Origin of the sequence: Bradyrhizobium sp. 87, from assembly GCF_023073015.1 — a bacterium.
Classification (GTDB): Bacteria; Pseudomonadota; Alphaproteobacteria; order Rhizobiales; family Xanthobacteraceae; genus Bradyrhizobium; species Bradyrhizobium canariense_D.
Genome location: NZ_JADPIQ010000148.1, coordinates 247,696 through 268,801, shown reverse-complemented (window position 1 = coordinate 268,801; position 21,106 = coordinate 247,696). Strand labels below are relative to the sequence as shown.

The 21,106-nt window shown below is 64.3% G+C and carries 20 protein-coding genes; 7 read left to right on the top strand and 13 right to left on the bottom strand.

Translation table 11 applies throughout. The features are described from left to right. Nucleotides 1-102: 102 nt before the first annotated feature. The 9 genes from scpA to IVB50_RS39720 form a co-directional block, all read right to left on the bottom strand. Complete coding sequence (gene scpA / locus IVB50_RS39760; protein WP_018456879.1) at nucleotides 103-2,259, bottom strand: methylmalonyl-CoA mutase; 2,157 nt, start codon at nucleotides 2,257-2,259, stop codon at nucleotides 103-105. Next, the gene (locus tag IVB50_RS39755; RefSeq protein WP_018456878.1) at nucleotides 2,256-2,441 is read right to left on the bottom strand and encodes a hypothetical protein; all 186 of its coding nucleotides are present in this window, start codon (nucleotides 2,439-2,441) and stop codon (nucleotides 2,256-2,258) included. The genes scpA and IVB50_RS39755 overlap by 4 nt, the downstream gene beginning before the upstream one ends. 9 nt (nucleotides 2,442-2,450) lie before the next feature. Further along, complete coding sequence (locus tag IVB50_RS39750; RefSeq protein WP_007608185.1) at nucleotides 2,451-2,915, bottom strand: GFA family protein; 465 nt, start codon at nucleotides 2,913-2,915, stop codon at nucleotides 2,451-2,453. Next, a complete protein-coding gene (locus tag IVB50_RS39745) occupies nucleotides 2,912-4,783 on the bottom strand; it encodes a methylmalonyl-CoA mutase subunit beta (RefSeq protein ID WP_018456876.1) in 1,872 nt (623 codons plus the stop codon). Before IVB50_RS39745 ends, IVB50_RS39750 begins: the two co-directional genes overlap by 4 nt. 81 nt (nucleotides 4,784-4,864) lie before the next feature. Then, on the bottom strand, nucleotides 4,865-5,356 hold the full coding sequence (folK, locus tag IVB50_RS39740; protein WP_018456875.1) for a 2-amino-4-hydroxy-6-hydroxymethyldihydropteridine diphosphokinase: 492 nt from the start codon (nucleotides 5,354-5,356) through the stop codon (nucleotides 4,865-4,867). Nucleotide 5,357: 1 nt separating this feature from the next. After that, entirely contained in the window at nucleotides 5,358-5,726 is a 369-nt protein-coding gene (folB, locus tag IVB50_RS39735; RefSeq protein ID WP_018456874.1) for a dihydroneopterin aldolase, read from the bottom strand. Then, nucleotides 5,723-6,583 carry a dihydropteroate synthase gene (gene folP / locus IVB50_RS39730; RefSeq protein WP_026233258.1) on the bottom strand — a complete coding sequence of 287 codons (861 nt, stop codon included), beginning with the start codon at nucleotides 6,581-6,583 and terminating at the stop codon, nucleotides 5,723-5,725. Before folP ends, folB begins: the two co-directional genes overlap by 4 nt. A 271-nt stretch (nucleotides 6,584-6,854) precedes the next feature. Beyond that, entirely contained in the window at nucleotides 6,855-7,262 is a 408-nt protein-coding gene (locus IVB50_RS39725) for a DUF4332 domain-containing protein (protein ID WP_018456872.1), read from the bottom strand. Nucleotides 7,263-7,288: 26 nt separating this feature from the next. Then, a complete protein-coding gene (locus IVB50_RS39720) occupies nucleotides 7,289-7,654 on the bottom strand; it encodes a hypothetical protein (protein WP_018456871.1) in 366 nt (121 codons plus the stop codon). Nucleotides 7,655-8,000: 346 nt separating this feature from the next. Here IVB50_RS39720 and IVB50_RS39715 point away from each other — a divergent pair, with 346 nt between their 5' ends. The 3 genes from IVB50_RS39715 to IVB50_RS39705 all read left to right on the top strand — a co-directional run bounded on the left by IVB50_RS39715 (nucleotide 8,001) and on the right by IVB50_RS39705 (nucleotide 12,539). Next, the gene (locus IVB50_RS39715) at nucleotides 8,001-9,629 is read left to right on the top strand and encodes a helicase HerA-like domain-containing protein (protein ID WP_018456870.1); all 1,629 of its coding nucleotides are present in this window, start codon (nucleotides 8,001-8,003) and stop codon (nucleotides 9,627-9,629) included. A 133-nt stretch (nucleotides 9,630-9,762) separates the two neighbouring features. Further along, nucleotides 9,763-11,091 carry a glycosyltransferase family 87 protein gene (locus tag IVB50_RS39710; protein WP_026233257.1) on the top strand — a complete coding sequence of 443 codons (1,329 nt, stop codon included), beginning with the start codon at nucleotides 9,763-9,765 and terminating at the stop codon, nucleotides 11,089-11,091. A gap of 53 nt (nucleotides 11,092-11,144) precedes the next feature. Next, nucleotides 11,145-12,539, top strand: a complete 1,395-nt coding sequence (locus tag IVB50_RS39705) for a M20/M25/M40 family metallo-hydrolase (protein WP_018456868.1) — start codon at nucleotides 11,145-11,147, stop codon at nucleotides 12,537-12,539. Between the two features lie 196 nt (nucleotides 12,540-12,735). Here the strand turns inward: IVB50_RS39705 and IVB50_RS39700 are convergent, their stop codons facing one another. Further along, a complete protein-coding gene (locus IVB50_RS39700; RefSeq protein ID WP_018456867.1) occupies nucleotides 12,736-13,515 on the bottom strand; it encodes a class II aldolase/adducin family protein in 780 nt (259 codons plus the stop codon). 187 nt (nucleotides 13,516-13,702) lie between these two features. Further along, nucleotides 13,703-15,352: a glycosyltransferase family 39 protein gene (locus tag IVB50_RS39695; protein WP_247300178.1), complete on the bottom strand. Its 1,650-nt coding sequence runs from the start codon at nucleotides 15,350-15,352 to the stop codon at nucleotides 13,703-13,705. Between the two features lie 313 nt (nucleotides 15,353-15,665). Here IVB50_RS39695 and IVB50_RS39690 point away from each other — a divergent pair, with 313 nt between their 5' ends. Both IVB50_RS39690 and IVB50_RS39685 read left to right on the top strand, forming a co-directional pair. Continuing rightward, nucleotides 15,666-16,541: a hypothetical protein gene (locus tag IVB50_RS39690; RefSeq protein WP_018456865.1), complete on the top strand. Its 876-nt coding sequence runs from the start codon at nucleotides 15,666-15,668 to the stop codon at nucleotides 16,539-16,541. Between the two features lie 189 nt (nucleotides 16,542-16,730). Beyond that, the gene (locus IVB50_RS39685) at nucleotides 16,731-17,147 is read left to right on the top strand and encodes a MucR family transcriptional regulator (RefSeq protein ID WP_018456864.1); all 417 of its coding nucleotides are present in this window, start codon (nucleotides 16,731-16,733) and stop codon (nucleotides 17,145-17,147) included. A gap of 5 nt (nucleotides 17,148-17,152) precedes the next feature. Here the strand turns inward: IVB50_RS39685 and IVB50_RS39680 are convergent, their stop codons facing one another. Both IVB50_RS39680 and IVB50_RS39675 read right to left on the bottom strand, forming a co-directional pair. Next, nucleotides 17,153-17,584, bottom strand: a complete 432-nt coding sequence (locus IVB50_RS39680) for a SufE family protein (protein WP_018456863.1) — start codon at nucleotides 17,582-17,584, stop codon at nucleotides 17,153-17,155. 68 nt (nucleotides 17,585-17,652) lie between these two features. After that, the gene (locus IVB50_RS39675) at nucleotides 17,653-18,078 is read right to left on the bottom strand and encodes a DUF5330 domain-containing protein (RefSeq protein ID WP_018458485.1); all 426 of its coding nucleotides are present in this window, start codon (nucleotides 18,076-18,078) and stop codon (nucleotides 17,653-17,655) included. A gap of 384 nt (nucleotides 18,079-18,462) precedes the next feature. Between IVB50_RS39675 and IVB50_RS39670 the strand changes: the two genes are divergently transcribed. Beyond that, complete coding sequence (locus IVB50_RS39670; RefSeq protein ID WP_247300177.1) at nucleotides 18,463-20,379, top strand: PAS domain-containing sensor histidine kinase; 1,917 nt, start codon at nucleotides 18,463-18,465, stop codon at nucleotides 20,377-20,379. Then, complete coding sequence (locus IVB50_RS39665) at nucleotides 20,372-21,067, top strand: peptidoglycan-binding domain-containing protein (protein ID WP_018458487.1); 696 nt, start codon at nucleotides 20,372-20,374, stop codon at nucleotides 21,065-21,067. The genes IVB50_RS39670 and IVB50_RS39665 overlap by 8 nt, the downstream gene beginning before the upstream one ends. Nucleotides 21,068-21,106 lie beyond the last annotated feature (39 nt).

The window sequence follows — 21,106 nt, the reverse complement described above, 5'->3', positions numbered from 1 at the left end:
GACCATGAGCGATGCAGTCACCCCCTTCACCATTGCGGTCATGGCGGCGTCGTTGTCGGCGGTCTCGGTGAAGAATGGGCGGATTGCCGAGCGGCGGCCGAATTACTCTGCCGCCTCGCTATGCCCGAGCCGGGCGTTCAGCTTGCGGATCAGCTCCTCGGCCGCGTCCGCGATCACCGTGCCCGGCGGGAAGATGGCTTCCGCGCCGGCCGCGTAGAGCGCATCGTAATCCTGTGGCGGCACCACGCCGCCGACGATGATCATGATGTCGTCGCGGCCCTGCTTCTTCAGCGCGGCCTTGAGCTCCGGCACTGCGGTGAGGTGGGCGGCGGCAAGCGAGGAGACGCCGAGGATGTGGACGTCGTTCTCGACCGCTTGGCGCGCGGCTTCGTCGGCGGTCGCGAACAGCGGCCCAATGTCGACGTCGAAGCCGATATCGGCGAAGGCCGACGCGATCACCTTCTGGCCGCGGTCGTGACCGTCCTGACCGATTTTTGCGACCAGGATGCGCGGACGGCGGCCTTCCGCCTCCTCGAAGGCGTCGATCAGCGCCTGAACCTTCTCGACCCGGTTACCCATGCTGGACGCCTCCCGCTTGTAGACGCCGGTGATGGATTTGATCTCGGCGCGGTGCCGGCCGAACACCTTCTCCATCGCGTCCGAGATCTCGCCGACGGTTGCCTTCGCGCGCGCAGCGTCGATGGCCAGCGCCAACAGATTGCCGTTGCCTTCGCCCGCCGAGCGCGTCAGCGCGGCGAGCGCGGCCTCGACGTCCTTTTGGTTGCGTTCGGACTTCAGCCGCGTCAGCTTGTCGATCTGGAGCCGGCGGACATTGGTATTGTCGACCTTGAGGATATCGATCGGAGCTTCGTCCGTCGGCTTGTATTTGTTGACGCCGATCACCGCCTGCTTGCCGGCGTCGATGCGGGCCTGGGTCTTGGCCGAGGCTTCCTCGATGCGCAGCTTCGGTACGCCGGCCTCGATCGCCTTGGCCATACCCCCGAGCTCCTCGACCTCCTGGATGTGGCCCCAGGCCTTGGCGGCGAGGTCGCGGGTGAGACGCTCGACATAATACGAGCCGCCCCAGGGATCGATGATGCGGGTGGTGCCGCTCTCGTGCTGCAGGAAGAGCTGGGTGTTGCGGGCAATGCGCGCCGAAAAGTCGGTCGGCAAAGCGAGCGCCTCGTCGAGCGCATTGGTGTGCAGCGACTGGGTGTGGCCTTGCGTCGCCGCCATCGCTTCCACAGTCGTGCGCATCACGTTGTTGAAGACGTCCTGCGCGGTCAGCGACCAGCCGGATGTCTGGCAATGCGTGCGCAGTGACAGCGAGCGCGGATCCTTCGGATTGAAAGGCTTCAGCAGCTTCGCCCAGAGCAGCCGCGCGGCGCGCATCTTGGCCACTTCCATGAAGAAGTTCATCCCGGTCGCCCAGAAGAACGACAGCCGCGGCGCGAAGCGGTCGACATCGAGGCCCGCCGCAAGGCCGGCACGAAGGTATTCGACGCCGTCGGCCAGCGTATAGGCGAGCTCGAGGTCCTGCGTCGCGCCGGCCTCTTGCATGTGATAGCCGGAGATCGAGATCGAATTGTATTTCGGCATTTTTTGCGAGGTATACGCAAAAATGTCCGAGATGATCCGCATCGAAGGCGCGGGCGGATAGATGTAGGTGTTGCGCACCATGAACTCTTTCAGAATGTCGTTCTGAATGGTCCCTGAGAGCTTCTCCGGCGGCACGCCCTGTTCCTCGGCCGCCGCAACGTAGAGCGCGAGGATCGGCAGCACCGCGCCGTTCATGGTCATGGACACGCTCATCTGGTCGAGCGGAATGCCCGCAAACAGCGTGCGCATGTCGTAGATGGAATCGATGGCAACGCCGGCCATGCCGACGTCGCCGCCGACGCGCGGATGGTCGCTGTCATAGCCGCGATGGGTGGCGAGATCGAACGCGACCGAGAGGCCCTTCTGTCCGGCCGCGAGATTGCGGCGGTAGAACGCGTTGGAATCCTCCGCGGTGGAGAAGCCGGCATATTGCCTGACGGTCCAAGGCTGGTTGACATACATGGTCGGGTAGGGGCCGCGCAGATAAGGCGCGATGCCCGGATAGGTATCGAGGAAGTCGAGCCCGGCCAGATCGGCCTCGCTATAAGCGGGCTTCACCAGAATGCCCTCGGGCGTCAGCCACGGCTCGGCGCTGCCGGTCGGGGCGCCGGCGGCGGCGCGCTCGAAGGCGACGTCGGCGAAATTGGGAATGCGGGTCATTCCTTGGGATCCTCAAACCTGCGATTGCGCTCAATCAGCTTTTGCACATTTTTCTTGTAGACGGGATCGTCCAAGCGGCTCTGAGTAATTTGGCCGGTCCCAACCCAGAGCAGCCGCGCGAACAGCTTCCCAATCTTCCATTCTGCCAGACCGAGCAACGTTTGTCCGAGCAGCTGAAACATGGCGGCGCCTCAATCATGGTCCGGATGCTGATGGCTGACGATGGTCGCCATCTTCTCCGGTCCGTAATTCTGCTGCGTGGTCTGGCTTGGAAGATTGGCGATCCCGACCACCCAGCCGAGACGGGACTCGGTGCCGAACTGCCGCGTCGGCACCACGTGGTCCGGGCGGTCGAACGCGCCGGTCATGATCTCGATCCGATCGCCGTCGATGCGGCCAAAGCTCAGCGGCGTGCCGCAGGCGGCGCAAAAGCCGCGCTCGGCGATGGAGGAGGAGCGGAAGAACGACGGCTTTCCCTTGGTCCAGGCGAAGTCCGTCTTGTTGATGTCGGCAAAAGAGGCGAACGGCGCGCCGCTGGCCTTCTGGCACATCCGGCAGTGGCAGATCGAAACCCTGTTCGGCGCCGTCATGACTCCAAAGCGCACTGCCCCGCATTGGCAGCCGCCGGTGAGAACGGGTTTGCCTGCTTCCGTCATGGCTGCTCCATCCGTCGATACGTGTCTTGCAGCGTCGCAAGCGCATCGGCACCGGCAAAGACGAAGCCGGTGACGCCGGCTGCACGCAGCGCCGCCTCGACATCGGTCGGGCGGCCTGCCAGATAGATAAGTCGGGCCCCGGCGGTTTGCAGGGCCTGCGCCGCGGCTTGGGCGTGTTCCGCATAAACCTTGTCGCTGGAACAAAGACAGGCGAGCCCGGCGCCGGAGGCCTTGAAGGCCGCAGCTAGCTGGGCCGGATCAGCGAAGCCCTCGCTGTCGACAGCCTGGATGCCGCCGGTCTCGAACAGGCTTTTGGCAAAGGTCGCGCGCGCCGTGAAATCAGCGGGCGTGCCGAGATTGGCCAAGAAGACTTTCGGCCGCGCGCCGTGTGCCTTCAAGGCCGCATCGGATTTGTCGCGCAGCGCCTCGAACGGTTCCGCAAGCCGGATCGGCGGCAGCGGGTCGAACTTGTATTTTTGCTCGCCATAGGGCGCCAGCGCGATCGGCGTCGCCTTCAGCACCGCAGTCTCGTTCTCGTGCAGGTTCGGAAACTCACTGGCGCCGGTCAGCACGTCGCGGCGTTTTGCGATGTTGGCGTCGCGGGCTTTTCGCGCAGCCGCGACCTTGCTCTGGAACAGGCCCTGCTGAAGCGCAGCGAAGGCGCCGCCGGCTCTCTCGCTCTCCTGGAAGAGCGCCCAAGCCGCGTCGCAGAGCTGGCCGGTCAGCGTCTCGATGCCGCCTGCGCCTGCCGCGGGATCGCTGACCTTGGCGAGGTTGCTCTCTTCCAGCAGCACGAGCTGAGTATTGCGCGCCACGCGCCGTGCGAATGGATCGGGCAGGCCGAGCGCCAGCGTATGCGGCAGCACGGTGACCGCGTTGGCGCCGGCAAGTCCGGCCGCAAACGTCGCCATGGTCGCGCGCAGCATGTTCACATAGGGATCGCGCTGCGTCAGGATGCGCCAAGCGGTATCGGCGGCGATGTACAGCGGTTTTGGCGTGAGCCCGCACGCCGTCTCGATACGCGCCCACAGCAGCCGCAATGCGCGGAATTTTGCCATGGTGAGGAACTGGTCTGCATCCGCGGCAAGCCGCGCATAGACCATGCCCTGCGCCTGCTCCAGAGGAACGCCCGCGCCCTCGATCGCGCGGAAATAAGCGACGCCGCAGGCGAGCGCGAAGGCGAGCTCCTGCGCCTCCGAGCCACCGGCATCGTGGATCACGCGTCCGTCGGCCGATGTAAACGGCCCCTTGAAGCCGAGCGCGGAGAGGCCCTTGACGCCGCCGGTGATGGCCGGAACGATCTCATCCCAGGTATAGGGGCTGTGGCCCCACACCGCGCAGGCCGCGAGCGGATCGAGCCCGAAGCGGATGTCGCAGGCCCCGGGATCGATGCCCTTGCTCTTCACATATTCCGCGACGTGGATCGCCGCCATCCGCGATTGCGGACCGATCTCGAGCTCGAGGCCGATGCCGGCATCGAGATGGACGTCCTTCAAGATCCTTGCGACTGCGTCGGCGGTCGGTTCCAGCCCGAAACCGTGAGCGGCATTGCCGCCGGCGAACACCAGCGCCAGACCCGTCGCGCCATTTTCGAGATCGGTCAGTGCCTGCGCATTCGCCGCACTTGCATCGGGATGGTCGATCCGCTGCATGATCCGCCAGGGCGCCGCCGCCGGCCGGCCCACCACGGGCGCAACACCTTTGGCGCGCGGATAGAGCGGATCGATCTTGAGTCCGTCATAGGTCTTGGCGACCAGCTTCTCGAACGGCGCGCCCTTTAGCACGCCATCGACCAGCTTGCGCCAGTCGTCGACGGTCGCCTTGGGAAAATCCGCCGCCAGCGGCAGGTCGTCAGTCGCGGAGGTCATGCGGCGAAGGGCTCCCGAAAATCTTGTTGTTCGCAGGCGAAATTGCCACGGCCGGCCGTCCCTGCAAACGGTTGTTTTTGGTTAACCGGTATCCGGAAGCCGCTCAATGCCTTGTGTCGAGACGCTGGCGAGACCGTCATGGACACGAATGCCTGCGATCACGCGGTCGGGCGCGATCTCGGCCAGCGGCACCAGCACAAAGGCGCGCTCGAATAGGCGCGGATGCGGCAGGGTCAGGTCAGGCTTCTGCATCGACACATCGTCATAGGCGATCATGTCGAGATCGAGCGTGCGCGGGCCCCAGCGCCGCTCTTTATCGCGCGTGCGGCCGAATTTCTGCTCGACCTTCTGCATCACGAACAGGAGCGCATGCGGATCAAGGCTGGTCTCGATCTCGATGCAGGCGTTGATGAAGGGAGCCTGGTCCTCGTCGCCCCAGGGCGGCGTCGCATAGTCCGACGAGCGCGCGATCAAAGCGGCCTGCGCCATGCCGCAGATATGGGCGATTGCCTTCTGGAAGGTAGCGCGGACATCGCCGACATTGCCGCCGAGCGCAATCAGGACGCTCGCCATGTCAGGGGTGCCGCGAGCGCGTCAGCATGACGCCGACGTCGTCGAAGATCGCGGCGATCGGCGCATGCGGCTTGTGCACGGTGATCTTGACCGCACGGATGCGCGGAAAGTGCGACAGGATGGCGTCGGCCACCGCGCCGGCCGCGCGCTCCAGTAGCTTGTAATTGGTGTTCTTGAAGGCCGCGGTGGTGGTCGCCACGACGTCGGCGTAGGACACGGTGTCGGCGAGCCGGTCGCTGCGGGAAGGCTCCGACAGGTCGGTATAGAGCTCGAGGTCGATGACAAAGCGTTGGCCGACCTCGGTCTCGTGCTCCATCACGCCGTGGCGGGCATGGATCGACAGGCCGGTTACGAAGATCGTATCGGTCATGGCTTGCTCTCGATTGCGTGCGCCACTCGCAGGGCCTGCAAGGTCTCGGCGACGTCGTGGGTGCGGATGATTTTCGCGCCGCGTTGTGCGGCGAGCAGATGTGCGGCGATCGAGCCGGCGAGCCGCTCGGTCGGCTCCGACGGCGACACCGAGGCGATGAAGCGTTTTCGCGAGGCACCAACGAGGATCGGCAGGCCGAACATGTCGAGCTCGCGAAGTCGTGCCAGTGCAATCATGCTCTGTTCTGCCGTCTTGCCGAAGCCGATGCCGGGATCGAGCACGATCTTGTCGCGGGCGATGCCGGCTTGTGCCGCGATATCCAGCGAGCGCTGGAAGAACGCCTTCATGTCCGCAATGATGTCGATGGCGGGATCGACCCTGTCGCGGTTATGCATGACGATGACAGGGACGCTCCTCGCGGCCACCAGCGGCGCCATGCCGGCGTCGCGTTGCAGGCCCCAGACGTCGTTGGCGATCGCAGCGCCCTGATCGAGCGCAAAGGCCACCACCTCGGCCTTCATGCTGTCGATCGAGACCGGCACGCCGAGCGCCACGATGTCCGATAGCACCGGCTTGAGCCGGGCCAGTTCGTCTGCCGCGGTGACCGGCCGGGCGCCCTTGTAGGGCCGGGTGGACTCGGCACCGATATCGATGATGTCGACCCCCACCTCGATCATCGCCCGCGCCCGCGCGAGTGCCTGCTCGGGCGCGATGAATTCGCCGCCGTCGGAGAATGAATCCGGGGTGACGTTGAGCACGCCCATCACCGCCGGGATCGGCCGCTCCAGTAACGTCCGCAGCACGTCAAGCCCGACTGAACCGGCCGCCGGGACGGATGGGGAGGGCGAGGCATTCATGCGGCCCGCTTTAGCGGTCGGGGAGGGGGAGTCAAGACGGGAAGGCGTGGGTTGCCAGCGTTTGGACAGGGCGTCGCACACCCTCGCTGTCATTGCCCGCGAAAGCGGGCAATCCAGTATCCAGAGACAGTGCCGCGATACGGAGGAGCCGCGGCGTACTGGATACCCCGCTTTCGCGGGGTATGACGGCAGAGTTGGGATGCATTGTTGCTCATCGGGCAAAACAATGCCGAGAGAGTAGCGCCCACCCCGTATGCGGAGAGCAGCAGTCCTAATACGAAATCTTCGGCGGCAGCTTCTTCGCCTTGGCGATGATGTCGCCGACCGACTTCTCCGAGGGCAGGATGCGGAGCAGCTTTTTCTTCTCGTTGGCGTCCCGCATGCTCTGGGCGAGCCTTGCCGGGTTACGGTAGGCGAGCTCGCGCACGGTGGTGACGCCGGCGGCGCGGACCAGACCGACCTTGGCCCTGCCCATGCCGGGGATGCGCATGTAGTCGGAGACGTTGGCCCATTCCAGCAGCAACTGCTCGCTGATGCCGGTCTTCACGGAGAGCGCCTTGCGGCCCTTCACGGTCGAAGCCGCCTCGAGCAGCGCGTCGGTGGTGCGGATACCCTGCGCCTTCAACTTGTTGGCGGCAAAGGCCGACAGGCCCTCAATCTCGGAGATCGGATATGTCATGATACTCGATGTGAAATGCGCAGGCGTCAGGCGAACTGGCTGAGGCCCGGGGTCCCCGCGATGATCTTGCCCATCTGATCCGCTCCGATTTTGTCTCGGCCGAAGCGAAAAAGTTCACGGGCGATGTTCTGAATCTCGGACATGCCAAGTCCCAGGCCCATCAGGCGCGTGCCGACCGCCATCAGGCCGCCGCCCATCAGCCGCGACAGTCCTCCGCCGGTGCCGGATGCCTCGATTGCCGCTTCTGCACCTGGAATCTGGTCGATCAGGACCTGGACGCTGTCGGAAGGACCCTCGTTGCGGAGGAAGCCCAAGATAATGCCGACGGTCTTTTCGGCGACAGCACTATCTATGCTGGCGTTTGTCGCCAGCCGCCCGATTAGCTCGTCCATATGGCCGCCCCTCAGCCGGTTCACATGCCGGAGTATTGCTTTCGAAAATGATCTTGAGCCGGTGTGGTGTGAAATACAAGCGATGAACGCCATCAACGTTCCGATTCATTCTCGAACGCGCGAGAAGTGTTGCAGTGATGCAAGAGCGGAGATGAAATCGGCAAAAAAATGCCGCGATGCGAATGCGTCCTTCCTACTTTCGGCGGATGTCCACCTGCATATTTCCGACGATGTCGCATGCCCGGAGCGCGTTGAATGGTTTCAATCAGCGCGCGACATGCGTTAAACTACGGAACTGTGCATTCGAGTTTCGATATGCGAAACAGGGCAGAGAGATCAGGGAATAATGACCGCACAGGACAGCAAGCTCGGTGATACCGACGACAAAATCTTCGTCGGTAAAGGAAACGAGCAGGCTTGGCTGACGCTGGCGTTCGCCAATCGCCACGGCCTCGTCACAGGTGCAACCGGAACCGGCAAGACGGTCTCGCTGCAGGTTATGGCGGAAGGATTTGCGCGCGCCGGTGTTCCGGTCTTCGCGGCCGACATCAAGGGCGACCTCTCGGGCATCTCCGAGGTCGGCGTGCCCGCGGATTTCATCGTCAAGCGCGCCACCGAGATGGGACTGACGTTCGAGCCCGACCAGTTCTCGACGGTGTTCTGGGACGTGTTCGGCGAGCAGGGCCACCCGGTCCGTGCGACCGTCACAGAAATGGGCCCGCTGCTGCTCGCACGTATGCTGGACCTGAACGACGTGCAGGAAGGCGTGCTCAACGTCGCCTTTCGCGTCGCCGACGACAACGGGCTGACCCTGATCGACATGAAGGATCTGCGCGCGCTGCTCGATGCCATCGTGCCCGATGCGGGCAAGAAGGGGACGGATGCCGAGGACAGTCCGCTTGCCGAGATCAAGAAGGCGGCGCAGGGTTTTGGTAATGTCACCAAGGCCACGGTCGGCACCATCCAGCGCCAGCTTCTGGTGCTCGAGAACCAGGGCGCCACCAAATTCTTCGGCGAGCCGGCGCTGACGCTGAAGGACTTCATGAAGACCGACCGCGACGGCCGCGGCATGGTCAACATCCTCGTCGCCGACAAACTGCTGCAGAGCCCACGGCTTTACGCGACATTCCTGCTGTGGATGCTGTCGGAATTGTTCGAGGAGCTGCCCGAGGCCGGTGACCTGCCCAAGCCGAAGCTGGTCTTCTTCTTCGACGAGGCGCATCTGTTGTTCAACGACGCGCCCAAGGCGCTGATGGACAAGATCGAGCAGGTGGTGCGCCTGATCCGCTCCAAAGGCGTCGGCGTTTATTTCGTGACTCAAAACCCGGTCGACGTGCCCGACCGCGTGCTCGGACAATTGGGCAACCGGGTGCAGCACGCGCTGCGCGCCTTCACCCCGCGCGACCAGAAGGCGGTCGCCGCTGCGGCCCAGACCTTCCGCCCCAACCCGAAGCTCGACACCGCCAAGGTGATCATGGAGCTCGGCAAGGGCGAGGCGCTGGTGTCCTTTCTCGAAGGCAACGGCACGCCGGCGATGGTCGAGCGGGTGATGATCCGGCCGCCATCGGCCCGGATCGGACCGATCACGCCGGAAGAGCGCAAGGCGATCATGGATGCAAGCCCGGTGAAGGGCAAATACGACACCGCCGTTGATGCAGAGTCCGCCTACGAGATCATCCAGAAGCGCATTGCCGGCACGGCGGCGACTGCCGATCCCGGCGCGGCCGGCGGCATTGGAGGCGGTGGCATCCTCGGCCAGATCGGCTCGATGGTCGGCACCATCTTCGGCACGAACGTCAAGCGCGGCCGCCTCTCGACGGGCCAGGTCATCGCCCGCGACGTGACCCGATCGGTCACCAATCAGGTAATCGGGGGGATGGCGGCCAATATCGGCAAGTCCGTCGCCGGCCAGCTTGGTGGCTCGATCGGCCGCACGCTGGTCCGCGGCGCGCTCGGCGGCTTGCTGCGCAGGTAGGCAGAAAGCCTCGTTTGAGGCAACTCCTCCGCAAACCCGCCGCTTGTGCGCGGCGGGTACAAATTCGGGTGATCAGGACTCTCCAAGCGTTCGTTGGTCTGCTAGGTGCTATGGCCCCTGACTGGACCACATCGTGACCTCACCTAAATCTTTCGTTCGATCCGGCGCACTCCGAACCCTGTCGTTGCGTGCGCCACTCGACCTGCTCTTCCTGCTCTGCTGCTTCATCCTGGCTGCCGATGTCCTTGGTCCCGAGATCTTCGGGCACGGCAAGACCAAGGACTACGGCCTGTGGTACTGGGCCGGGCAGCAGGTCTTGAAGGGTGGGCCGCTCTATCCCGGCGATATCCACCAGTACTTCGAGTTCATCTACCCACCGCTGCCGGCGATCCTGCTGGCAGTCCCGAGCTGGTTCGGCAAGATCGCGCTCTACAGCGTGCTGTCGATCCTGAATATTGCGGCGTGGTGGTACACCGGGATGCTCTCCAATGCCATGAGCGGTTCGGGCCGGACGCCTGGCCCTTGGCTGGAGGCGCTGCCCGCTCTCGTCACCGTGACCTTCGTGTTCGACATGTTCGATCTTGGCCAGCCGAACCTCGTCTTGCTGGCGATGATGCTCTACGGCTTCTGGAGTTTGCAGCATCAGCGCTCCTGGCTCGCAGGCTTCATGTTCGCGCTCGCCGCCGCCATCAAGGTGTTTCCCATTGCGGTGCTGCCCTATCTGGTCTGGCGGCGAAAGTGGGGAGCCGCCGTCGCTACGGTCGCGTTCGCCGGCATACTTCTCTATATCGTGCCGGCCCCCATTCGCGGCTTCGAGCGCAACGCCGCCGAGGTCAAGACCTGGTATCAGGGCATGGTCGGGTCGAGTTCGGAAAAAGGATTTGGCCAGCGCGACGAGCAGAACTGGTCGTGGGTGAACCAGTCACTCATTGCTGTCACGCACCGGCTGGTCCGGCCAATCAACTACAATCAGGAGGATCCGAGCAAGCCGCCGCGCACGATGAATGTCATCGACGTCGATTACAGGACGGCGAACTGGATCGTGCTGGCGCTGTCGGCGTTGCTCGGACTCGGCTTCGTCGCGGTCATGCCACGGCAAGCGCGGCGCACGGCGCGTTCGGACGCCGAGGAACTCGGCATCCTGTTCTGCCTGATGACGGTGGCATCGCCTCTGGCGCGGCAATACTACTTCATGTGGCTGTTCTTCCCGATGACGGTGCTGATGCATCGTGCCGCCTTCGACGAGCGGGCGAACGTGCGCCTTGGAACCTGGCTCGCCCTTGGCGCCGCCGGCATCCTCATGCTGCTGGCGCTGCCGTGGTTTCCAAATGTCTTGCAGGCCTGGGGCAACAACCTCGTCGCCACGGCGGTGCTCGCAGCTAGTCTCGCATGGCACATCCGGCATCCGCCGGTTGCGGCTGGCCCCAACGCCGCGGCAGCGCTAAAAGCCGATAGTTCTTGAGAAGACATCTTGAGCCCCGACGTCTTGGGATTCGAACGCAGGGAATACGACCAATGGCAAATGCGCAGCTTCAATCCGTGCTCGACCACATCGATAAGGAGTTCGACAACAGCCTGGAGCGCCTGTTCTCGCTGTTGCGGATCAAGTCGATCTCCGCCGATCCGGCCTTCGCGGCCGATTGCAAGGCGGCGGCCGAGCATCTTGCCAGGGACATCGCGAGCCTCGGCGTTGCCACTGAAGTGAGGCCAACCGCCGGCCATCCCGCGGTCGTCGGCAAGAGCTTCGCGGGCGGCCGTCCGCATGTGCTGTTCTACGGCCACTATGATGTGCAGCCGGTCGATCCGCTCGAGCTCTGGCACCGCCCGCCATTCGAGCCTGTTGTGACCGACCATGCCGATGGCCGCAAGATCATCGTGGCGCGCGGCGCCGAGGACGACAAGGGCCAGGTCATGACCTTCGTCGAGGCCTGCCGCGCCTGGAAGAAGGTGACGGGGTCGCTGCCGATCGACGTCACGTTTTTGATTGAAGGCGAGGAAGAAGTCGGCTCGAAGAACTTCGTGCCCTTCATCGAAGCCAACAAGGACGAGTTTAAGGCTGACTACGTGCTGGTCTGCGACACCGGCATGTGGGACCGCAACACGCCGGCGATCACGACCTCGCTGCGCGGCCTGCTCTATGAGGAGCTCAAGATCACCGCCGCCAATCGCGACCTGCATTCCGGCGTGTTCGGCGGTAGCGCGATGAACCCGATCCGGGTGCTGACCAAAATTCTCGGCGCGCTGTTCGACGACGACAATCGCATCACCATTCCGGGCTTCTATGATGGGGTGAAGGACACGCCGCCGGATATTCTCGCGCAGTGGAAGAAGCTCGATTTCACGCCGGACACATTCCTCAAGCCCGTTGGGCTATCGATACCGGCCGGCGAGAAGGGCAGGCTCCTGGTCGAGCAAGCTTCCACGCGTCCGACCTGCGACGTCAACGGCATCTGGGGCGGTTATATCGGTGAGGGCTCGAAGACGGTGATCCCGTCGCACGCCTCGGCCAAGGTCTCGTTCCGACTGGTCGAAGGGCAGGATCCGCAAAAGATCCGCAAGGCTTTCCGTGAGTACGTGACGGCGCGCATTCCGGGAGACTGCAAGGTCGAGTTCGGCGACCACTCTGCCGGGCCTGCGATTGCGCTCGACTGGAACATGAAGCCGCTCGCCGCGGCCAAGACCGCGCTGACCGAGGAATGGGGCAAGGAGACCGTGTTGATGGGCTCGGGCGCCTCGATCCCGATCGTCGCGGACTTCAAGCGTACGCTTGGGCTGGATTCGCTGCTCGTCGGTTTCGGCCTCGACGACGACAATATCCACTCGCCGAACGAGAAGTACGACCTCCGCAGTTTCCAGAAAGGCATCCGTTCCTGGGCCCGCATCCTCGCGGCGCTGGCGGAGGTGAAGTAGGGCGCTCTTTCCTCGTCATTGCGAGCGTAGCGAAGCAATCCAGAAATCTCTCTCCGGCGCCAGCCTGGATTGCTTCGTCGCTTCGCTCCTCGCAATGACGGGGCCAAATAAAAACGCCGCCCGGAATTGGGCGGCGTTTCATTCCAAAAGGCGTAGAGGTTCGTTGACCGTTACCCTACACCAAATCCCGAAAATTTCAAGAGCGGTAGCCCGGAAGCTCGCGGTCCAGCTTGCGTAGCAGCGGTGGCCACACGAGGTTGGTGGCGCGCAGCTCGGCGCGGTCGCGGTTGGCGAGCAGCTCGGTGTTCTTGTCGATCGCGACATCGTCGACCGGGTAGACCGGCGTGCCCAGCGCGCGCGTACGCACCTGCATCGAGCAGGCTCGCTCGAGGTGATACATGCGCTCGAAGGCCGAGGCGACCGAGCGCCCGACCGTCAGCGTGCCGTGGTTGCGCAAGAGCATGTGGTTGTGGTCGCCTAGGTCCTTCTGCAGCCGCGGCCGCTCGTCGTGGTCGAGGGCGATACCTTCATAGTCGTGATAGGCGAGGTCGTGGGTGACGAGCTGGGCGGTCTGGTTCAGCGGCAGCAGGCCTTCGGCGCTGCTCGAGACAGCGGTGCCGTCGAGGGTGTGAAGATGCAGCACGCAGATGGCGTCCTCGCGAACCTCGTGGATCGCCGAGTGGATGGTGAAGCCGGCGGGGTTGACGCTGTATTCGCTCTCGGAGAGCTGGTTGCCGTGCAGATCGACCTTGACGAGGCTCGACGCCGTGATCTCGTCGAACATCAGCCCGTAGGGGTTGATGAGGAAATGATGGTCGGGGCCGGGCACGCGCGCTGAGATGTGGGTGTCGACCAAGTCGTCCCAGCCGTAGAGCGAGACGAGGCGATAGCAGGCGGCGAGATTGACCCGTTGCTGCCACTCGGCCTCCGTCATGTTCGACGGCACTTCCTTCAGGCGCGCTTCCGCTGGCGACATGGCTGATCTCTCCGAACATCGTTGTTGCAGGGAGGGAGCGTAGTCCTGCCGCGACCTGCCAGCAAGGCACACAAAGCGCGGCAGTCCAGCGTAGCCCGCATGGGCGAAGCGACATGCGGGGCTGCCTGATAGGCCCCGGATGTCGCTGCGCTCATCCGGGCTACGGTCCTACAAGAGAGAAGAATTTTTACGGCGCCGGGATCGAGAGCAGGCTGGAAATGCTGCTGCCGCGGATATCGTAGACGCGGGCGAACACCACGTCGTCGCGCTTGATCTCGACCAGCACGGGGGCGGTGAGGCCCTTGCAGTAGAACTCACCGAGCGTCATGGCGAAATCGGCGGCATTGGAATCCCAGCCAATGGTGAAGTCGGGGCCGAGCGCGACCTGGGCGGGACGCTGCGGACCGCACACGGCGACCTTCCATTTCCGGTTGCGCGGCGGCACTTCCTGGCGTTCGACCAGCTGCTCGCGCAATTCGTCGGAGGCCTGCTTCAGCGCGAGGCCCCAATAATCCAGCATGAAGCGGTCGTCGGCGCCGCGCACGGTGCCGGCGATGTGGTTGAAGTGGGTGTATTGATAGGGATGCAGGCGGATCATCTCGGCGAGCGAGAGCGCAAGGCCAAAGCAGAAGGTGGCGAGCACGACCGGCTGCCAGGTGCGATGATTGGCGCGCAGGCGCTCCATGGCCCAGCCAAAGGCGACGCCGCCGAGCACCGCCATCGGCGGGATCACGAAGACGAAATGGCGGATGCCATTGTACAGCGCCGGTCGCTTCACCATCGCGATCGCGAGCGGCAGCGTCGCGGCGAGCGTGAGCATCAGCAGGATGGTCTTGCGGCGGGCTGGGACCTCGCGGCGGGGCAGCATAACCAAGGTGCCGATCACGGCGCCGAACGTCAGCACTAGCATCACCTCGGGCAACTGAAGTGCGAACAGCGTCGGCAGATAGGACCAGGGCATGTCAGGCACGGATACGATCGCGCCGTCGAACATCTCCTTCCAGGGTTTCTCGAAGAAGTGCGAGAAGTAGGTCAGCGCCTCGAAGGGATTGCCGGGCTCCATGATCGACCACGGCCAGATCAGCCCCATCACGAGATAGCCGAGCACGAGGCCGGGCAGCAGCACGTAGACGACATGAGCGAAGCGTCGGACCGACTCGCGCAGGCCCTCGCTGCGCAGTTCCTCCAGGAACAGCGGCATGAAGCCGATTACGGCATAGACCAGCGCAAGGCCGCCGAGGATGCGGGTGCCGAGCGAGAGGCCGGCACCAAGGCCGACGATCAAGATCGTGCGCGGCGAAGGCCGCGGATATTCCTCGGCGAGGCGCACAAGGCCCAGCATCAGGATGATCATGGCCACGGCGAAGGGCGCATCCTTCGGGTTCATGAACATGTGGCCGTAGAAGATGGGGCAGAGCGCGAGCAGCAAGAGTGAGGCAAGTCCCGCAAGCGGGCCGCCGATACGGCGGCCGAGCCGCCACGTCACGGCAAGTCCGATCACGCCGACGACGGCGCCGACCAGACGGCGCGTCTCGAACAGCTCGAGCGGAATCACCTTGTGCAGGAGGGCCGCGACCATGTCGAAGCCGCCGCCATACATATAGAGGTTGGCGAAGGAGAGTGCCGCGGTGTCCTTGAAACCGGAACCGAACATGCGCAGCAGCAGGTCGGCATATTCGGCGTGGGTGTAGTCGTCCCAGCCGAGCCCATAGTCGCGGAAGGTCAAGCCTGCAATGACGGCGACCGCAGCCAGCACCAGCATGGCGAGATCGTCGCAAGTCCGTTCAACCGAGCGCCGCAGAGGCGTGTCGATCGCCGAAGTCGTGATGGATGTCATGGCTATTGGTGACCCGGAATCCCCTCTTGGCCCTGCTGGTGCGCGCGGGCCTGCTCCCCGGAATCCCTATAGCGCAGTTCCATTACCAAGTAATTGGGCATTATGGCTAAATTCCTGATGCAACGCAGCAAATCCGACCAACTTGAGAGCAGCCTAGAAGTAGCGAGCCGTAGCTGAAGGGAATGTGAATAAGTCCCTGATTTCCTTTCCTTTAGGAACGCAGCCTATAATTCGACGTTGGCGTGGAACACCGGATGACGGTATCGTGGCGTGACGAGTGTCGCGTATGGCTGCGCGGCCGGGGGTGAGTTCGATGGCGTTGGCATTGTTGATCGCGGGGATTTTCGCCGTTTTGGCGGGCCTCCTTGCGATCCTGTTCGGCTTCACCGTCAGGGAATTCAGTCTCGGCAGTACCCTCATAATCTCCGGTACCATCGGCGTCTGCTCCGGACTGTTACTGGCCGGCCTCTACGTGGTGGTCGCGGAGTTGAAGGGCATCGCTCGCCGGCTGGCTGGATCAATTGCACCATCCGACGTTCGGGTCAGGCCCGTGCTGCCGGGTCTCGGGATGGCCGGGACGCCTGCCCCCGCGCCTGAGCCGGCGGGCGCCGAGAAGATGGAGCCGGCGCCGCCATTGCCGGCCGCAGGACCGCCGCCTTGGCAGAACGAAGCAGCCGCGCGCGAGCGTCCGCGCGTCGAGCCGCCGCCAGCGCCGGAAGCTCCGAGCCCGCCTGAGGTTCCGGAACCGCCGCGCCGGCGCAACCTGTTGTTCGCCTCGACCTCCCGCAAGGAGCGTGAGCGCGCGGAAGCGAAGACCGGCGAGGGCTTGCCGCCGCTGCCGCATGCCGAGCCGTCGGCGGAGCCTGCCGCCCCGGAGACGCCGCCTGCGAGCTTTGACGACGCCTGGCCGAAGCCGGACCGTATGAGGCCTCCGGAGCCGCCGGCCGCCGCGCGGCGCCCGCCACCGCGCTCGCCGTCGACCTTCGCTGAGCCTGCTCCGCCGCCCGCACCCGAGCCTGCGGCTGCGGCCGAGCAGGCGCCTGTGACCGTGCTCAAATCCGGCATCGTCGACGGCATGGCTTATTCGCTCTATTCCGATGGCTCGATCGAAGCCCAGATGCCTGAGGGGATGATGCGCTTTGCCTCGATCGACGAGCTGCGCTCCCACCTCGACCAGCGCGGCGCTTGAGAGCGGGCGCAGGCAAATCTGGTGCAGGCAAAGGCTAGCGTAGACAAGTAAAGCGGTGGTGTTCTTGTCACTTCGTCAGTAATCAGCCCGGATTCCTTAGTCGTCCCATTTCAGCCGAACGTATTGTTGACACGGAATACTTTGGCGTCGTCTCTCGCGTGAGACGCAAGGTGGAGAAAGGCGGGGCTTATGTCGGATGCTGGGGCTAAGAATTTCGTTGAGCTGACGGCGGGCATCGTGTCGGCCTATCTCAGCAACAATCCAACGCCTGCGGCTGAGATTCCGAATCTGATCAGCCAGGTGCATGGCGCGCTGGTGCGCGTTTCGTCAGGCCGCACCGAGACGGCGCCGCTCGAGCCAGCGAAGCCGGCGGTCTCGCTGAAGAAGTCGATCGCGCCCGATTATCTGGTTTGTCTGGAAGACGGCAAGCGCTTCAAGTCGCTGAAGCGCCATCTGCGCACCCAATACAACATGACGCCGGAGCAATATCGCGAGAAATGGGGCCTGCCGGCCGACTATCCCATGGTCGCACCGAACTATGCGGTGGCCCGCTCGCAGCTTGCGAAGCAGATGGGACTGGGACAGCAGCAGCGGAAGCGGAAGTAGAGTTTCTACGACGCTTCCGCGAGCGCCTCTTTCGCGTCGGTCTTGATCCGCTCGACCATCGAGCGCAGGCCGTTGGAACGCTGCGGCGTCAGATGGTCGCGAAAGCCGAACTCGTCGAATACGGCAATGGCGTCGGTCGCAAGAATCTCCTGTGGCGTGCGGCCGGAGTAAAGCGACAGCACGATCGCGACCAGCCCGCGCACGATGTGGGCGTCACTGTCGCCGCGATATGTCAGGATCGGCGCGCCGTCATCGCGACGATCAATCAGCTTCTGAAGCCAGACCTGGCTGACACAGCCATTCACCTTGTTCTCGGCCGAATGCTCGGCTTCGGACATCGGTTCCAGGGTGCGGCCGAGCTCGATGACGTACCGATAGCGGTCGTCCCACTCGTCCAGAATCTCGAAATTATCCCTGATTTCATCGATCGTCGTCATGCTGGCCCAAAGTTCCCGTTCAGGCCAATATAGGGACGCAAAGCGCCGAAATCGATAGGGTTTGGGCCCTAATTCGCTGTCGCGGGCGCCGGGCCGCGCCATTCCAGCGCGAGGTCGTCCTGGGACAGGGTGTCGCGCGGCGCCTCGCTCGCAGCAAGATCGCCTTCGCCGGCCAGCGCGATCGAGCCGGTGTGGTCGGGCGCCTTCTTGTCGGGCTTCTCGAGCTGCTCTTTCTTGTCGTTGATGATCTGGTAGATCTTCTTTGCGCCGTCCTGCGCCCGCTGGCCGATGATGGTGGCGGCCTGTCCGCCGACCTCGCAGGCCGCTGGCTGGCGCTTGCAGAACTGGGTCATGTCGGAGACGGCCGCGGTCGCAGCCTGCACCGCGTCGGCAGCGCCGATCTGCGGCAGCTTGTCCGATTCGGGCGTCTTGTCCCGCGGCAGGAGCACCAGCACCAGCCCGAGCCAGAATGTGATGCGAAGCAGAAAGCGCATCTTGCGACCTGTATGTTAGATCCCGCCGCGGCGATCTCCGCGGATGTCGGACCTAGCAACTCTCGATAAATCGCAAGTGATTGCCTTCCGCTTAATTCGCGGAAAATTGACTCAAGAATCTTTGCTATCGATGGTGTCGTAAATTTTCGATTGACGTCCGTGCCGTGAGCGCTGCCGCCACGCCCGTCCACCATTTCGAAACCATGCGCATCACGGTGAAACCCTGTGTTCACCATCCTCGCCGATGACGTCGTCAAATCGTCTAAAAAGCCCTGCGATGACGGGGTGTCCGGCGGCGCGCCGCGATGCCTTAGTGTTCGTTTAAGGTCGCTCTGACACGGTGGCTCAACGATAAGGAGGCGTTCCGGCGCGTCTTCCCGACGAATGAGCCGAAGCGCGAGACCCGTGACAGTTTTGAGTATCATCCGCGATTGTCTCGATGCGCTGCTGCATCCCTCCGCGCGTTACGACGCGCTGACGCGAGCGCGCCATCGTGCCTTCATGGCCCCGCGGCTGCTCGGCAGCCTAGCCGCCTTTGCCGCATTCCCGGTCTATCTCGCCATGCGCGGCGCGCCGAGCGCGATCGAGGTGGCAGCCTTCGCCTGGCTGATTGCGCCGATCCTGTTGTCCTGGTTCCTGTCGCGCACCGGCCGTTACGAAGGCGCGCATGTGCTGTCGTCGCTGGCGCTCTCGGGCCTGATCATGGCGGTTGCGGTGACGACCGGCGGCATCGAATCATTCGCCGCAATCTGGCTGGTTGTCGTTCCCCTCGAAGCTGCGCTGTCGGCCTCGCGCCGCGTCGCGGCCTTTGCCTCGCTGCTGGCGCTGTCCTGCGCCGGCATCCTGATCCTCGTCAGCCAGCTCGGCTGGCTGACGATTGGCGATACCAGCGCTGCGGAACGCGGCGTGCTGATAGCGTTCGGCGTCGCCTCGGCGACGCTCTATGCCGCAGGTCTGGCCTTCGGAGCGGAATCGCTCGCGCGCACCAGCGTTGCGCTCCTGTTGCGTGAGGAAGAGCGTTACCGCCTCCTGGCGCGGAACATGAGCGACGTCATCTCGCGGCATCAGCGCAACGGCGCGGTGCAGTTCATTTCACCGGCGGTGGAAGCCATGCTCGGCGTGCCCGTCGCGCAGCTGCTCGGCCACGGCCTGTTCGATCGCGTCCATGTCGCCGATCGGCCGGCGTATCTGACGGCGCTGTCCGATGCCGCGCGCGGCGACGTGCGTAGCGTTGAGTTCCGGTTGCGCCGGGAGCGTGCCGGCTCGGAGCGCGGCCAGGTTGATTTCATCTGGGTCGAGATGCGCTGCCGCCCGCTCGATCAGGATCTGGGCCGTGATGCCACGCGCGAGGCCGATGTCGTCGCCGTGATGCGCGATGTCACCGACCGCAAGCTGGGGGAGCAGGCGTTCGATCAGGCGCGCAGCGCTGCAGAGGCGGCGGACGCCGCCAAGACGCGCTTCCTCGCCACCATGAGCCATGAGCTGCGCACGCCGCTGAACGCCATCATCGGCTTCTCCGAGATGATCACGCAGGAGCAGACCTTGATGCTGGGCGCGGCCCAGCGGAGGGAATACGCCCAGCTCATCAACGATTCCGGCCAGCATCTGCTCTCGGTCGTCAACGGCATCCTGGACATGTCCAAGATGGAGTCGGGCAATTTCGAGATGGCGTCCGAACCGTTCGCGCCGCGTGCATCATTGATGCATTGCTGCAATCTGCTGGCGCTGAAGGCGCGGGAGAACGGCGTCGATCTCGTCACCGATGCGCCGCAGGACCTGCCTGTCATGACCGGCGATCCGCGCGCCTTCAAGCAGATCGTGCTCAACCTCGTCGCGAACGCCGTCAAGTTCACCGAGCGTGGCGGTCAGGTCACCGTCACGGCCGCGGTCTCGGGCTCGCAGCTTGCGCTGCGCGTCAGCGACACCGGTATAGGCATCGCGCCTGACGATCTCAAGCGCATCGGCGCGCCGTTCTTCCAGGCCGGCAAGACCTATCAGCGCCGTCACGAAGGCACCGGCCTCGGACTTTCGATCGTGAAGAGCCTGGTGGCGTTGCATCTCGGCGAATTGACGATACAAAGCAGGCTCGGCGAGGGCACTGCCGTCACCGTCAAGCTGCCGCTCGTCTACACGCCGCAAGCCAAGACGTCTGATATGAAGACTTCTGATGGCAAGATGTCCGACAGCAAGGCGAGCGAGAGCAAGATCGCGACCCTGACGCCGGTGCTACGCCAGGAAGTTCAGGACCATCCTCACGACCAAGTTCAGGACCAACCCGCTCTGGTGAAGAAAAGTGCCTAAAAAGTCTGCCAAGGACGAAGCCGCTCCGCGCCGCCGTGGCGCCAAGGCCGCGGTCATCGATGTCGAGACCGAGCGCAATCTCGTGCTGCGCGTGCTGCTGCATAGCCCCAAGGATACCCTGGCCGGTCTCGTCGCCGTTGCCGCCATCGGCGCGATCGTTGCCAATGCGCTGTTCCTGCAGACCGGCCGGCATCCAGCGCCGATGTTCGGCACCGTGATCAATCTTCCCGCACCGTCGTCCCTGGCGCTGTCGAACCCCTTGCCGCGTCCGCGTCCCGTCGGCGCCGATACCTCGCCGCTCGAGCCGAGAGCGACGGAGTTTCGTGCCGAACCCAGACCTGCGGAAAAGCCGCCGGAGAGGCCCGTCGAGGCGACCGCATCGACGCCGCGCTCGGGCGATCCCATGACCAATCTGGTCAAGCAAACGATTTCGGCGCCGCCCTCCGTCACGCGTCCTCCGGCGCCGATCCCCGTGCAGCAGAGCCCGGCCGCGCGGCGCATCGCCGGCGTGCAGCGCGCGCTGTCCGAATATGGCTACGGGAATTTGAAGATCACGGGGGCGATGGGCGCCGAGACCCAGTCCGCGATCCAGAAATTCGAGCGCGAGCACAAGATGCAGGTCACCGGCCAGCTGTCCGACCGCCTGCTCCGCGAGCTCGGCGCCGCGATCGGACACCCCGTCGAATAGTCGTGACTGTTGCGAAGGCTGGTGCTGATTGCAGCGCTG